This window comes from Prosthecobacter sp., from assembly GCF_020439865.1.
Classification (GTDB): Bacteria; Verrucomicrobiota; Verrucomicrobiia; order Verrucomicrobiales; family Verrucomicrobiaceae; genus Prosthecobacter.
This window is the reverse complement of sequence record NZ_JAGRPF010000044.1, coordinates 1-15,874: the sequence shown is the minus strand read 5'-3', so window position 1 is coordinate 15,874 and position 15,874 is coordinate 1. Positions and strand designations below refer to the sequence as shown.

Here is a 15,874-nt window from a genome sequence, read left to right as displayed (position 1 = left end):
CAGTCGTCCAGTCTTTTCAGATGCGGACAAGGTGCTGCCATCGGTTGAGTCGTCGTCCGCGTTCTGTGGGTTCCGAAGTGATCAAGTGTTCACTCAGCCTGCAGTGATGAACCGCGGAGCCGGTGTGACCGCATGGTCGCAGACATTACAGAACCCGCCTGCCTGCCCATCGTGCCCGAAGGCTTGCCGACCAGGAAGACTTGAGGTGGTCTTGAAAAGCTGATTGCACTTCACGTGATCAGCGCCACTCTCCGCGCGTCTGATGAACCTCAAACCTGCCAGCCGAATTGCTGTCCGTGCCGCTGTTGTAGCGGTGCGAGCCATTTGGCATGCCTAACTCCACGGTTTGAGGAACCTGCGCGACGCGCGACCATCATCAAAAGATAATCAATCAGACATGATGCCCAAGGTAGCCCTCAGACCGGCACCTCCATGAGCACTCCCTCCTCCGAACTCCTGCATCATCCCCGGCGCGGCGCGCTGGCGATGCTGATTTCGCTCACCTGTTTTTCCGGCAATGCCCTGCTGCTGAAGGACCTCGCCTCGCATCGTCACATTGATCCCTGGATGTCGATGAGCTTTCGCGGTGCGGTCGGGCTGATCATGACGATCGTTCTGTTCGCACCGGCGGGAAGTCTGAAACTGCGCCGTTCGTTTCAGAGCTGGCTGCTGGCATCTCGCGGTGTGTTTGGCGCACTGGGCACGGCGGCTTATTACACGACCATCGGACCGCTGGGCGCGGGAAAGGCCACGCTCATCGGCAACACGTGGACGATCTTTGCCGCGATCATGGCGGCCTTCGTGTTGCATGAGAGACTCGGTTTGGTGAAGCTCTTCGGCATCGTGCTGGCCCTGACGGGGCTCAGTTTGCTTACGGGGTTGGCACCGGGCACGATCGCGCAGTTCGGACATCATGAATTGATCGCGCTCACCGGTGCGGTTCTCGCGGCGGCCGTGGTGGTGGTGATCCGCCAGCTCACACGCACGGAGACGAGTGCCACGATCTTCTCATCGCAATGCATCTACGCGTTGCTGCTTTCCGTACCGCTGGCGGCGTCGCATTTCACGTCATTGAACGTGATGGACGTGGTGCTGCTCACCGCGGCGGCGTTGTGTGCCAGCTTCGGTCAGCTCGCGATGACCGAAGGCTTCCGCTTTCTGTCTGTTGCGGCGGGCGGTGCGTTTCAGATGACGGTTCCTGTGGTCATTTCGCTTTCCAGCATTCTGCTGTTTGCCGAGCCCTTCACAGCCGCGCAGGCCGTTGGCGGCGTGCTTGTGCTCTGGGGCAGCTATCACACCGTCGTGGGCGGTTTCAGCAAGAAGGTCCGAACAGCGTGACTCAGAAAGCAAACCCCACCGTCACATGCAGAAAGCCGCTGCTTTCGCCCGTGCGGCGGTTGGGGTTGTGGCCGTAGTCGATGCGGATCGGTCCGAAGGGCAGGTGATAGCGCAGGCCGGCGCCGATGGCTTCGCGGAAGTCGGATGAATAGGACAATGGCGAAGAGTTGTTTGCCTGCGACAGACTGCCGATGTCGCCAAAGACGGCAAACTCGAAATTCGGCATGATCTCATACGAAAACTCGGCGCTCGCAAACAAGGCCGACGTTCCTCCGAGCGGCGTGCCGCCCGGTGTCACGGGACCGAGCTTGCGCTGACCGAAGGAGCGTACGCTGAACGGGCCTCCATTGAACACACGGCTGTCGATCGGGATCTTCTCCGCGCTCGCGCCTTGGATCGTTGACAGCTCGGCACCGGTGGCGAAGCGGAACTTTTTCGTGATGGGACGATACCACGCGCCACGCAAATCCGTGCGGATGAAACTCACTCCCGATCCAAGGATGTCCGTTGCACTTTCGAGGCGGCCCGAAAGATACCAGCCTTTCTTCGGCAGCACCGCGCTGTCCCGCCGGTCATACATCAGGTTTCCGCCAAGGCTCATCAGCGAGTAATCCGTGGGACCCGTTTGTTTCACCGTGAGTTTTGTGGAACTCACCGTGTTCGCCGATGCGCCGACGAACATCGAGTAGCTGAAGGCCTGATCCACACGTCGTGCCACGTCGAGACTCAGCGCCGTGCCGATGCGGTTGTATTCGAACCGGTTGAACTGTTCCAAGGCGAGCCTCAGTGTGGCCGAATGCTGGGAGTCGAACACCGCCGGATTCATGAGACTCACAAAACCCACCGGACCCGCCATGCTGTAGCTCAGCTCCGCCGCCAAAGTGTTGCCCGTGTCGCGCCAGTTGGTGTTCTTGTAAGTCACACCGGCCTGGCCGCCGAGAAAGGTGTCAAAACCCAGCTCAAAGCCCAGCGTGACCGGCTTAGCCTCTTCACCCGTGATGCGCAGATTGCCCACGGCCAGGTTGCCGTTTTCTGGCAGCACTTTCGTGTCGAGCAGGTTGAACATTCCAGTGTCGAGGGCGCGTTTGAAGAAAAAGTCGGCTTCTTCCGCTTCGTAAATCTGGCCCGTGAGCGGCTTGAACTTCGCCAGCAGCACGCGTGTCGCGCCTCGGCTGAATCCAGGGTGCGTTGTCACTCGCGAGATTCGCACGCGCTCACCTGGCGCGATGCGAAACACCACATCAACCGTGCCTCCGTTTTGTCCCAGCGTGTAGTCGGCCGTCGTCGTCGCGTGCAACCAGCCGTGTTCTGAGCAGATCGATTCCAGGCGCTGCTGGATCTGCTGCACCCGCGCTTCATTGAAGGGGGTTCCTTCGGCTTCGGTCATCTGCTCCTGGGTCAGCTTCGAAAGCTCCGGCGGTGATCCCACGATGGTCGCGTTGCCAAACACAAACTTCGGCCCCGGTTTGATCTCCAGGGTCAAATCGCGTCGCATGTCCGGTCCGGTGCTGGGAGCCGGCAGCAGCAGCGTCTCCGCATTCAGATATCCTTCCGCACGCAGGCGGCGCTGCACCAGACCCGCGCCCTGCTGCATGTCCGCCTCCACCCATTGAGGCAGTTTCTTGTCCACATCCTCCCGCTCCAGCGTCGGCTTCATCAAATATTTCTTCAGTTCCGCTTCCGGCAGCGGCATCTCGCCCTTCAGGGTCACCGTGCCCACGCGGACGGCCTTTCCAGGTGTCACAGTCAGACGCATGCCGCCCGGTTCCAATTTCCAAGTTGCCTCTGCGTCTGGCCATCCCTCGCGAATGAAATGCTGGCGCGTGAAGAAGGCCAGGTCGTCCGCCAGCGGTGCACCCGCAGGACCGCCGCCATTCAGCGTGAGCTGATCCATCAGCATCGTCTTCAAATCCTCCCACTGAGCGTCGTCAACGCCGTCTACGCACACGGTGGTTTGTCCAAAACTCACCTCATGCGCCACGGCGCTTCCCGAAACAATGAACAAGCACAACAGGATCGTCCGGATGCATCGCAACCGCTTACCGCTTGTCGCCATGGTTTGATTATTCATCATTGCCGCCCTCCTCATCCATCGCTCTCGCGGCCTTGCCAAATCGCAGGACGTAGCCCAGCAATCCTTTCATCCGTCCGGTCTGCGTGAAGCGCGCGATGAAGCGCACCTTCGGCGTGATCTCATACATCGCCTGCATGCTGTCACTCGAACGATCCGCGCCGGATGGGTTGAAGGTTGTGTGCAGTTTCGGCGGCTCATCGCTCACCGTTTTCTTCTTGTGGAACAGCTTCCGGTACGTTTCCGAAATGTAGAGGAAAGCCGCACGTGACATCGCCTCGCTGGCCATCTGCGCATTGTCACCACCCAGCGTCATCCCGGTGCCGAGCAGCGTGACGATGTCCGCCTCCGACAGCGGCGGCGTGCTGGTGAAGCGTGTCTTCGGATTCGAGGTGTCGCCGTAAACGTACAGCGTGATGTCATTGCTTCCCACACGCGACTCACCGCGCACATCAAGCTTGGGCGTAAACGGCTTGTCGGGATTCATTGTCACCACGCCCTTCGTGATCTTCAAAAGGCTGAATGGCAGCTTCAAGACCATGCGGTCCACGTTGGCAAATCCCGTGAGCCTCGGCGCCGTGCCCGTGCCCCCGAGCGCGATATCGGCGGAGATCGCCCCGTTCACCAGATTGCCCGCGATGACCACGGGGTCATGTGTCTTCACCTTCAGATCAAAGGTCCAGTCTTTGAGCATCGGTGGCAGCGCCAGTTTCTGATCGACCTTGGAGGTCGAAGGCGGTGGTGGTGGCAGTTTTTCGCCCTGCTGAATCATGCCGGTAACATTCGGCAGAAGATTCACTTCCTGAAAAATGCGGCCGCGCACCACTTCGACGAGGCCGCTCACGCGTGCGGCTTTCAAACTGCCCACGCAGGCGATGTCCGCGTTTGCCCGCACGCTCGAAGTCGGGTTTCGCATCACCAACGCCTCACGTGCGTCCACTTTCAAATCGAACCGCGGATCCTGTACGTTTGCCGCGTCGATCATGCCGCCCAGGCGGACCTTTCCACCCGCCAAAACCGCCGAGATGTCCTCGATGGTGGCCTTGCGGTCATGCGTGCGTATTTTCACCCGCACATCGCGCACGCTCGGCATGTCCGCGCTCACGAAGCCGATCTCCGCCGCGTTCAGATACAGTGCCGAATCGATCAGCGGCGCCTTCACCGTGCCGCCCACGGTCGCGTGCAGGCGCATCTTCGCCGGAACCGACTTCACCACCTCGGGTGCGAACTCACGCACGAAATTCAAATCGCTCTCCGGCAGATCCACCGTCGCCTTCAACGGCAAGTTCATCGCGAGGTCCGGCTGCTTCATCAAATCGGTCACGACCACCGGCGCTTCCGCCTTCAAGGTCAGCGGTTGCAACGGTGACTGCACCACCTTGGCATCAACGGTGAGCTGATTTGCCTTCAACGTCGTCAACACATCCACCGTGGCCGGTTGAAACGACTTTGGCAGCCCGGGAGTCTTGAGGTCTTTCACACCCACCTTCACCGACACATTCGCCGAATCGAGCCGGCCGCCGATCTTCACATCGGTGCTAAAGATTCCGGGCGGAACATCCTTCACACCCGCTGCAGCCGCGATTTCGTGAATCGGCAGCTCCTTGGCATTCAAAACCACGTCCAATGGCTGTCCGTTTTGGACATCCGTCTTCATGATGTCGAACGGCGCATGCGCATGGCCGCTCATCAACTGCCGGTCCTTCTGCCACAGGCTCAACTCGCTCAAATTCGCCTCCTTGTCCGTGACCGTTCCCTTGGTGAGCAGCTTCCACGGTCCCAGCATCGCCTGCATCGTTTCGATCTGCACCGTGGTTCCGGCAAACGTCGTCTTCAAATCCACGTTCGCCGCTTCGGGCATTCCGGCGACCTTCACGTTCGCTGCGTTCATCTCCACGCGGCCTTCTCCGCGCCACGGACTCGCGTCGCCTTTCACATCCAGCTTCATCGCAACGCTTCCCGACTCAATCGCGGGCGCTTTCAAGGCCTTCAGCAAAGCGTTCAAGCTCGTGAGCTGTGGCAGTGCGATGTCTCCGTTCGCGGTGAAATTCCAGGGGGCGGCCAGTTTCGCCCGGCCTGTCAGTTCAATGCGGTTCTGCTCGTCCACCACGATGCGGCAGGCGGTCAGACTGGCTTCGCCTTTGCCCACTGTCGCCTGGAGTGACACGGCCGGCAGTGGTGCGTCGCCCAGCTTCCCGTCTTGAACGGTCAGATCCATGTTCGCATCGAGATTCATGACGTCATTCGCCTCAAAGGCCGCCTTGCCCGTTGTCGCAATCCGCGCTGACACTGGCTTTTCGAGCGGTGGAAGGCCCGCCGTTTGCATGAGCGCGGCCAGGTCGTCGATCTGCACCTTCCACGCGGCCTTGATGGGCATGGCGTCCTCCATTTGCATCGACGCATTCACCGTGATGGTGTTCCCATCTCCCAAGGCGAGCGCGGGAATGTTCAAGGTTGCCTCCTTGCCATTGATGGCGAACTCCACGCCGAGTTTTGGCAGCTTGTAGCTTTCAAAACCCAGATCGTCGCCTCCCATCTGTCCTTTGGCGCTTGTCGGCGTTGCGCCTAGACCTTGCGCATCCAGCGAAAGCGAAACCACGCCTTTGGCGGGCGGCGGTTTCGCCAGGAGGTGCGTCACATCACGGATCATCACGTCCGCGTGGGTCTTCCACGCGATCTTCTGCCACTGCGCCAGATCCTGCGGCAGATCGGCATCCGCCTTGACCTCCACCGTGTTGGTTCCGCGCACGATTTTAAGCACTGCGATCTCCGCTTTCCCGTTTTGCACGAGCAGAGGCAGGTTGACTGAGTCGAGCATGGCTCCCGCCGCGCGGACGTTTGCAACGTTCACCGAACCTTTCACCGTCAGCTTATCCGGTCCCTCGGCATGCAGATCCACGTTCACGTGCTCAAAAGTCACGTCGGGAGGAAGCTTGAAGGCGGTGAGATCGGCGCTGCTCAGTTCCGTCACCTTCACGTCAGCAACCGCCTTCAACGGTGGTGCAAACAGGCCGCTGGCGCTCGCATCCACCCGGGCCACCGCCTGGCCAATCGCCGCTTCGAGTCCGACCTTCACTGCGTCTTCGCTGAACTTCGTCAAATCGAGCGAAAGCGTTTTCAACTTCGCCCCATACGGCAGATCGAGCCCCGCAATCGTCAGCGTGCGCTCGCCCCACTTCACCTCCGCCTTCACATTGGCGACGCGCAGATCGCCGGGTTCCATCTTGAACTCCGCGAGTTCAAAAACGCCCGGCATGCCCTCGCCGATGCGCAGCGTCAGTCCGCGCACGGTGAACTTGCTGCCATCCGCTAGCGTGACGACCGCGTTCACATTCTCGATGTCGATCATCTTGGGCCACACCAGCGGCGGCGGTTTGCCGGTGGATGTTTTGGCGGGTTCAGGTTCTGTGACCTCTGTCTTGGGCAGCTTGCGCAGATCCAGCGCCAAATCCGCATTCTTCAAGGCAATGTGCCTCACGATGTCCACGTCGCCGGTCTCGATCAGTTTTTTCAGATCGTAGTCCGCAGCAAACTCCCCGATCGTCGCATGATCCACCAGGGATCCGCTCGCCTCGATGGTGCTGAGCTTCAAATCGCCCAGAACCGAGCCATCGACCTTCCACTTGAGCTGAATGCCTGCCATTTCCGCGCCCTTCGGCCCACCGTAGCTGACAATCCAGCGCAGCAGCGGCGCATGGAACACGACCGCCAGCAACAGCAACACCGCGCCTGCCAGCAGCAGCCGCTTGATCCATTTCCACCAAAGGCGGGTCTTTTTTGGGGGAGCAGAAGGCACACCCATTCGATGCCGCAGATCGCAGCAAGTTCAATGTCGGGGGTGAATCCTTTTGCCCTGCTTTTCCAATTCTTCCGCCGTCCAGAACGTCGCGCGATCCGTATTGGCGGCGCGCACGGTTTCCACCTGCTCCGGCGTTACTGGTGCGGCCTTGTTGTCAAAATTCGCCCGCACGTAGCTGAGGACATCCGCCACCTGCTCGTCATTCAATCCCATCGGCGGCATGGGAAGCGGTGCGAGCTGCTTAAACTCTTCGCCATTGACGCGAATCGGGCCGCTGAGGCCATGGGTGAGCATTTTGATCAGGCGCTCCGGATTTCCGGCCGCCCAGTCGCTGCCGGCGATGGAAGGATAAATCCCCGGCAGGCCTTTGCCCTCGGGCTGATGGCAGTTCAGGCAGAGCGCATCATAGACCACCTTGCCTGGATGCTCGACCACCGCTGCGGCGGCGGCGATCTGCTTCACATAAGCCGCGTGCTTCGCGTTGCCGTCGAAGGTGAGTTTCGACAACGCGGGAACAAATTGCGGCTTCAGGCTCTTCACCACCTGCTTGAGCGCGTAGTCGATGAACTTGTCCGTAGGTTTGTCGAGCGCCTGCACGGCGACTTCAACCGCCTCGGGCTTCGCCACATGAGCGCAGGCCACGATGGCCTCCAATCGCACGCGAGGATGCTCGTCGCGTACGGCGGTGGAAAGCAGCGCGAGTGCGTTCGGCAGTTTTGCGGCTGCACGCGCGCCATAGGCACGCACGCGGGCGTCTTTGGCGGCAAGCAGGCGCTTCACCAACGCTGCGTTTGTCGCTTCATGCGATTCAAACACGCCGCAAACTTCCATCAGTAGGTGTTCGTCATCGTTTTTGGAAATGAATGTCTCTGCCGCCTTCAAAACATCTTCCGCAGGCATGTCGAACAACAAACGCTTCGCCTGATAACGCGTCCAGCGTTCCGGCGACTTGAGTTGTTCGAGCAGTTCCGCTGGTTTCATCTCCGTCAGCTTTGGTTGTTTGACGGGAGCACGGCCTTTCGCCGTAATGCGCCAGATGCGTCCGTGCGTGCGGTCACGGCGCGGATCGGCGTAGCTGGCCTGATAGTGGCCGATGACCGGATTGAACCAGTCGCAGAGATACATCGCGCCATCCGGACCGATGCTCACGTCCACGGGGCGAAACGACGTGTCGCTCGACTTCACGAGCTTCGGAAGTTGTGTGCTTTTGAAGCCGGAACCTTCGTCTTCGAGGCGATGCAGCTCCACCACGCTGCCAAAGTAACCGCCGATCAACGCGCAGCCCTGAATGTCATCCGGCAACGCCTTCGTGCCGATAAAATCGATGCTCGTCGTCTTAGGATTCGTGTCGAAGAGCATGCCGATGGGATGATACTCATCGGGATCAGCGAGCGCCACGAGTCCGGGTACGCTGTAATAACCCGCCGGACGGTCGCCGCTCTTGTGGAAGACCTGATTGTAGTCATCGAAGGCCACGCCCCAGCAATTGTGGCCCGCCTTGCCGCCGTTGAAGTAGCCTTCCATTTTCTGCGTGCGCGGATCGAGCCTCCACACGCCGGCTTTCTCCAGCCGCGCAAGGCCCCACGCCGTTTCCACGCGTGAGAACGCATGCAGACCCTGCGAGAACCACAACGCGCCATCGGGACCGTGGCAGATCGAGTTCGCGAGCTGATGCGTGTCACCGATGCCGAAACCGGAGAACAGCACGGTCTTCACGTCCGCCTTGCCGTCTCCATCGATGTCCTTCAAATGCACGATCTGGTCGAAGTCGCAGACGTAAACACCGCCTGCACCCGGTTCGACGCCCTGCACCATCGTAAGTCCTTCGGCGAAGCGCGTTGATTTGTCGGCCTTGCCATCGCCGTCCGTGTCTTCGAGCACGAGAATGAAATCGGATGGCTTGATGCCCGGCATCGTCTGCGGATACGTCGGCGAGCAGGCGACATACAGGCGTCCGCGCTCGTCCCATGAGAACTGCGTCGGCTTCGCCACGCCCTCTGCTTCGGAGGCGAAAAGATTCATCTCGTAGCCCTCTGCCACGGTAAAAGCCGCCATCTGCTGCTCCGGCGTGAGCACCGTTTCAGTCACGATGTGTGATTCGGGCTTCGGTTCATCTTTGACCGTTTCGCCTTTTGCCAGCGCATGAATGCGCGCGTCCAGTTTGGCCACCATCGGCTTGCGTGCTTCAATGCTCTCGCGTAGCGACGGCGCGTCCTGCGCAGGTTTGCCAAACATCTGCGTCACGCGATCGCCATATACGAAAGACCAGTTGGCCGGACGCCAGCAGTCGAACCACAGGCGGTTTTTTTCCACGATCGCCGCTTTCAATGCCGTCAGATCATCCGCGTCGCTCGATGATGCGCCGAGCTGCTGCGCGATCTCGCGGGCCACCACCTTCAGTCCCAGCGCGTTCAAATGCAGACCGTCGTCGGTGATGCGCGCCTTCGCGGCCGGAATCGACAAAGGCGTGAACAGATCGACAAAGATCGCGCCACGCTGTTTGGCAACCTCCTTCACGGCTTCGGCGTAGGCCTTCACATCCGCGTTGCGTTGCGTCAGATCCGGCGCATGCGATGCAACCGGCTTCTCAAACGGCATCGGTGACACGAGCACGAGACGAGGCGTGTGCGCGGTGAACTGGTCGAGCAGCCGATGATAGGCCGATTTGAATTCCGCGAGGCGTTTCACACCATCAAAAGACTCCGTCTGGCCAAACTGCGCGATCACGATGCCCGCGCCTGCGGCGTCGAGCTGCGCTTTCCAGTCGCCGAAGTTCAAATCGCGCCACTGCTCATACACCGTGTCACCTTCCCACGCCATCGAGCGGAAACGCGGCTGCTTCGCTGCAAAGGCCGTGCTCATCACGGCCTCGAAGTCGCCGACCTTTTGCTCACGCACCAAATTCTCCTGTCCTGCAATCACGATCACTTCATTCGCTGCCACAGCGAACTTTCCCTCCTGAAACGGTGCGTGTTTTCCAGCGGGAGCATCGGGATTGCCAAAGCGATTCAGCACATCCTTTTCTTCGGGAACCAGCGCATCCGGCAGCGCCTCGATGGTGATGTTGCGATAATAGATCTGCGCCTTGCACTTACCGTGAATCTGCAGCGCGATGAGGCCCTTCAGATCGATGTTAGGCTCGCGTTCCGTGTAATCGACCGTTCGCACGCCGTTCACGAAAAGCTGAATGCGCTGTTCCTCGGCACGGATCGTGTATTCGTTCCACTCACCCGGTTTCTCGATCTTCTCGATCAGCTCCTTGGCCGGCTGCTGGAGCATCTTCCTGCGGCGCGACTCATCATAGAGGCAGCCCGAGTAGCCCGCGCCGATGTCGGCCTGGAAGCCGCTCATTTCATTCGGCGGCTGCGGAATGCGCACGCTGCGGAACTGCACGCCGCCATTCACGAAGCCCTCCGTGCCCTCCAGTTTGTATTCGAGCTTCAGGATGAAGTTCCGATAAACCTTCTTTGCCGTCAGGAACTCGTTTTGCGGGTTCCCCTCCAACGATCCGCCGACGATCACGCCGTCTTCGACCCGCCAGACTTTCGTTTTCTCGCCGTCCCAGCCTTGGAGCGTCTTGCCATCGAATAAGGATACGGGAGCGGCGGCGGCGGAGATCAGGAGGGCAAAATAGGTGAGCAGGGGGATCGTGCGCATGGTTGGAAAAGTTCGGGGCGGATCAAAACGCGGTTCGTGCCTGTGTGCATGCGCAAAGTTTCTGCAAACATCCCCGGCGGACGTATGTTCTTTCCCAACCATGCGCCTGCTCGCCTTCCTTGTCCTGTCCACCGCCACCGTTTTTGCCCAGACCGAGGCGGACTTTGTCACGAACGCCCGCCAGCTCACCTTTGAAGGCAAACGGTCCGGTGAGGGCTACTTCAATGCGGACGGCACGAAGATGATCTTCCAGTCGGAGCGCGAGGAGGGGAATCCGTTTTATCAAATCTACCTGATGGACCTCGAAACGGGCGATCAGGAGCGCATTTCGCCCGGCATGGGCAAGACGACCTGCGCGTGGATTCATCCCGATGGCAAGCGCGTGCTGTTCGCGAGCACCCATACCGATCCTGAATCGAAAAAGCTGCAGGCGGCCGAGTATGAGGAACGCAAGAACGCCAAGGTGCGCCGCTACTCGTGGGACTACGACGAGCACTACGACATCTTCGAATACTCGCTCGTGGACAAGTCGCTCAAGAATCTCACCCACACGCGAGGCTATGATGCGGAGGGCGACTATTCGCCGGACGGCACGAAGATCGTTTTTGCATCCAACCGGCAGGCTTATGAAACCAAACTGAGCAAGGAGGACGAGGAGCGGCTGAAGATCGACAAGCAGTACTTCATGGAGATCTACACCGCCGACGCGGATGGCTCGAACGTGAAGCGGCTCACGGATGCGCCCGGCTACGACGGCGGGCCGTTTTTCAGCGCCGATGGCAAGCGCATGTGCTGGCGTCGCTTCACGCCGAAGGGCGATGTGGCCGAGGTGTGGACGATGAACGCCGACGGCAGCGATCAGAAGCCGATCACGAAGCTCGGCGCGATGAGCTGGGCGCCGTATTTCCATCCGAGCGGCGAGTATTTGATCTTCACGACGAACCTGAACGGCTTCGCGAACTTCGAGCTCTACATCGTGGACGCCGCCGGGAAGCATGATCCGGTGCGAGTGACTTACACCGACGGATTCGACGGTCTGCCGGTCTTCTCGCCGGACGGCAAGAAACTGTCATGGACCAGCGGCCGCGGTGCGGGCGGTGCCTCGCAGATTTACATCGGCGACTGGAACCACGATCACGCGCTGGCCGCGCTGGGGCTCAAGAAGGATCCGCTGGCCGCCAGCCAGGAGCCGAAAATCGCGGAGCCCGATTTCGCCGCCACGGCCGCGGAGATTCGTCCCGAAGACATGAAGCAGCAGATCGGTTATCTCGCCAGTGATGCGCTCGGTGGTCGTCTGACCGGCACGGAGGGAGAAAAACTCGCCACACAGTATGTCGCGGACGTGTTTCAGAAGATCGGCCTCGCGCCGATGGGCGATGACGACACCTACTTCGACAACTTCGACTTCACTGCCGGTGTTGCGCTCGGTGAGGGCAACTCTTTGAAGCTCAGCGGCGCCGATTTGAAGGTCGATGTGGACTGGAAGCCGCTCTCCTTCTCGCAAAACGGCGAGGTGAAAGCGGCCGACATCGTCTTCGCCGGATACGGCATCGAAACACCGGAATCCGCCTCCATCGAAACCTACAGCAGCTATGCGCATCTCGATGTGAAGGACAAATGGGTGCTCGTGTTGCGCTATCTGCCGGAAGGCGTCACGCAAGAGCGCCGCAACGAGCTCAGCCGTTACTCCAGCCTGCGCTACAAGGCGCTCACGGCACGGCAGAAAGGGGCGCGCGGTTTGATCGTCGTCAGCGGGCCGAATTCCAAAGTCGTGCAGCAGCTTGCGCCGCTCACCTTTGATGCCTCGCTGGCCAATTCCGGCCTTGCTGCCATCAGCATCACCGATGCCCTCGGCGACAAGATTCTCGCGAGCGCGGGCAAGACTCTGAAGGAGCTTCAGGACAAACTCGACACCGGTGACCTCATGGGCGGCATTGACTGCAAAGGACTCACGCTCGCCGCGAACATCGTCATCCAGCAGGAGAAGAAGAAGGGCCGCAACGTGCTCGGCGTGCTGCCTTATGGCGAAAAGCCCGACCCCCACGTCGCGCCGCTCATCGTGTGCGCGCATGTCGATCATCTCGGCAGCAGCGGCGGGTCGAACTCACGCGCGAAGGGTGATGAGGTGAACAAGATCCATCACGGCGCCGATGACAACGCCTCGGGAACCTCTGGCGTGCTCGAAATCGCCCAGTGGCTGGCCGATTTGAAGAAGCAGGGCAAGATCACGCTCAAACGCGACATCATCTTCGCCGCATGGAGCGGCGAGGAACTCGGGTTGCTCGGCAGCAATCACTTCGTCGAGGTCTATGCCAAGATGATCAAAGGTGATCCGAACGCGAAGCTCACTGGCATGTTCGCCGCTTGTCTGAACATGGACATGATCGGCCGTTTTCAGAAGACGCTCGTGCTGCAGGGGCTCGGTAGCAGTTCGCTGTGGGCGAAGGAGATCGAAAAACGCAACGCCCCCATCGGCCTGCCGATTACCACGCAAAACGACGCGCATCTGCCCACCGACAGCACCGCGTTTTATTTGAAGGGCATTCCGACGCTGAACGCCTTCACTGGATCGCATGCCGACTACCATATGCCCAGCGACACCGCCGATAAGATCGACTACGACCACGCGGCGAAGATCGCGAAGCTCATGGGCCTCATCGCCCGCGGTATCGCCACCACCGATCCCGCGCCCGACTACATCGCCATGGAGGCACCGAAGAATCAGGGCGCCCGCACCGGTCTGCGCGCCTACCTCGGCACCATTCCCGACTACGCGCAGGGCGACATCAAAGGCGTAAAGCTGAGCGGTGTTTCCCCCATCGGCCCTGCCGCCAAAGCCGGCGTCAAAGCCGGGGACGTCATCGTCAAACTCGCGGGCAAGGACATCACGAACATCTATGACTACACCTACGTCATGGGCGATCTGAAGATCGGCAAGGAGACCACCATCACCGTACAACGCGAGGGCAAGGATGTGGAGATGAAGATCACGCCAGGATCGCGGGATTGATCACGGCCTGAACATGAATTCGGTCGTGTTCAGGAGTGCCCACGCGATGTCTCGACTCGATGCTGCGTGATGGGAGATCGCAGCACGCTCGCGTTCCGAAGCTTCGCGGCCGAGAAGTTCGAGAAACAGGTCATCGGCGCTGCCACGCCGCGCCGTGGCCGTTTCGACGAGTTTGTCATTCATCATGAATCGAACGAGTTCGTGTGAGATGGGCGTCAGGCTTTCATCGGTCCATTCGCGTGTGCCACGGCCGAGCATGCGGAGAGGATGACCAACGGGAGGCACTTGTGGGATTTGGGCATCGACCTCGCCTGAAACCGCCCTCCAGATGACTTCGGAAGGCAGGCGGCGGATTTGCGGGGCCGGGACGAGGTAGCAGTCATTCCAGTCCGTGTTGTAGTCGAAACCGGAACGCCTGTAGGCGTCGGTGCGTGCCAGCATGCGCTGGAATTCACCCAGACGGCTGTCACAGCGCAAAAACTCCTCAATCAGCACTTTTATTCCCTGCGAGAAATCCGCGGGCGAATTGACATTCATGTCGATCCAGGTGGGAGCACCGCGCGGTGAAGCACTGAAACAGTCATTGCTGATGTGATTGAGAACGGGCTTGCGATGAATGCCATGCCAGGGCGGTGCGTCGTCCACGCCACCGATCGTCTTGTCCACCATCTGTCCCGGCATACCGAACAGGCTGTTCCAGATGCGCAACGCGGCCACCAAAGCGTAACGTCTGCTGTCTTCATCATTCACGATCCACTTTGCCACCTGGGTGAGATGGTCTTCGCGATCTGTGAGGTAGTGCCAGTGGCGAGACAAGCGAAGCAACGCTGGCGCAACCACTTCACCCGGCTTTCCATCACGGTAGAGATAGTCGCTGGGAAACCGCATCTCGTTCTTGCCGGCGAAACAGGCGGCAAATGAATAGCACTCGCGTTCGGTGTGATCATTGAAAGGATGGTCGTGGCACATGGCGCAGTACAAATCCTCGCCGAGCACGGTGTAAGCAGTCTCCACGCTGGTGCGCAGCGCGTCTCCCTGATCCCGTTGCCGCATGTGACCGCCACCGATCATGTGGGTGATGATTTCGGTGTAGGGCCGGTCTTCCGCCGCCGCCTGGCGCAGCCAGTCGATGCTCTCATCGCCATCTTTGATGCGAAATGCCTCTGCTAGCATGCGAAAGCGAACTTCAGCGGCGCCGGGTTCGCGCACGAGCGCGTCCGTAAGTCTGGCCCGCTTGTCAGATGAGGTGTTCGCCAAAAACGCACGCACCTCGTCCGGCCGCGGCAGCCTGCCAGCGATATCAATGCAGACCCGGCGCAGGAAGGTGGAGTCATCCGCCAATCCTGGCAGACTTGGAAGATCTGGAGTGTTTTTCCATTTCGCCCGCTGTTCTTTGACGAGTTCGTAATCGTGGATGAGCGCCGCGTCCACGCGTGCCGAGGCTTTCTGAATCGGATCCATTGCCGCAGGCGGCGAAACCGTCTCTGCCACTCTCTTTTCGGGTGTGCATGCCATCAGAAGCGCACAGAACGGGAGGCAGTATTTCATGCGGCATGCAACGTCCGGGGCTGCAAGTTCTTAGAACCGGGCCTGTCGCGCAGGCTTGCGCTCGCGGATCGACTCGCTAAGCATCCCGGCCCATGAAAATCCTCGTTACAGGCAAAGGCGGACGCGAACATGCACTTATCACGGCTCTGAGCGAGTCGCCGCAGAAGCATGAACTGTTTGCGTATCCGGGCAGTGATGCGATTGCGGCTCTGGCGACGCGGGTTGACGTGGCCGGGCTTCCTGAATTGATCGAGTGGATGAAGCAGAACGGCATCGACCTTTGCGTGGCTGGCGAGGAGGCGTGGCTGGTGAAGGATCGCGGTCTTTCCAACATGTGCGCCGAGGCAGGCATCCCGTGTTGGGGGCCGCGGAAGGAGATCGCGCAGCTTGAGGCGTCGAAGACCTTTGCGAAGAAGTTTTTGAAGCGGCACGGCATCCCGACGGCGGATTT

Annotated in this window: 6 protein-coding genes and 1 pseudogene; 3 read left to right on the top strand and 4 right to left on the bottom strand. The window is 60.1% G+C overall.

Annotated features, from left to right (window positions below):
* The first annotated feature begins 432 nt into the window (after positions 1-432).
* Complete coding sequence (locus tag KDL09_RS04325) at positions 433-1,338, top strand: DMT family transporter (protein WP_294381812.1); 906 nt, start codon at positions 433-435, stop codon at positions 1,336-1,338.
* A 1-nt stretch (position 1,339) separates the two neighbouring features.
* Here the strand turns inward: KDL09_RS04325 and KDL09_RS04320 are convergent, their stop codons facing one another.
* The 3 genes from KDL09_RS04320 to KDL09_RS04310 all read right to left on the bottom strand — a co-directional run bounded on the left by KDL09_RS04320 (position 1,340) and on the right by KDL09_RS04310 (position 10,865).
* Positions 1,340-3,286 carry a BamA/TamA family outer membrane protein gene (locus KDL09_RS04320; protein ID WP_294381809.1) on the bottom strand — a complete coding sequence of 649 codons (1,947 nt, stop codon included), beginning with the start codon at positions 3,284-3,286 and terminating at the stop codon, positions 1,340-1,342.
* A gap of 115 nt (positions 3,287-3,401) precedes the next feature.
* The gene (locus KDL09_RS04315) at positions 3,402-7,205 is read right to left on the bottom strand and encodes a translocation/assembly module TamB domain-containing protein (protein ID WP_294381807.1); all 3,804 of its coding nucleotides are present in this window, start codon (positions 7,203-7,205) and stop codon (positions 3,402-3,404) included.
* Positions 7,206-7,235: 30 nt separating this feature from the next.
* Positions 7,236-10,865: a PVC-type heme-binding CxxCH protein gene (locus KDL09_RS04310; protein WP_294381805.1), complete on the bottom strand. Its 3,630-nt coding sequence runs from the start codon at positions 10,863-10,865 to the stop codon at positions 7,236-7,238.
* A gap of 100 nt (positions 10,866-10,965) precedes the next feature.
* Between KDL09_RS04310 and KDL09_RS04305 the strand changes: the two genes are divergently transcribed.
* Positions 10,966-13,875 (top strand): M28 family peptidase, encoded by a 2,910-nt coding sequence (locus KDL09_RS04305; RefSeq protein WP_294381802.1) that lies wholly within the window; start codon positions 10,966-10,968, stop codon positions 13,873-13,875.
* Here the strand turns inward: KDL09_RS04305 and KDL09_RS04300 are convergent, their stop codons facing one another.
* Complete coding sequence (locus tag KDL09_RS04300) at positions 13,876-15,423, bottom strand: DUF1549 domain-containing protein (protein WP_294381800.1); 1,548 nt, start codon at positions 15,421-15,423, stop codon at positions 13,876-13,878. It lies immediately after the preceding gene.
* Between the two features lie 92 nt (positions 15,424-15,515).
* On the opposite strand from KDL09_RS04300, the pseudogene KDL09_RS04295 reads away from it, so the two are divergent.
* A pseudogene (locus KDL09_RS04295) lies at positions 15,516-15,874 on the top strand (phosphoribosylamine--glycine ligase); the annotation flags it as partial.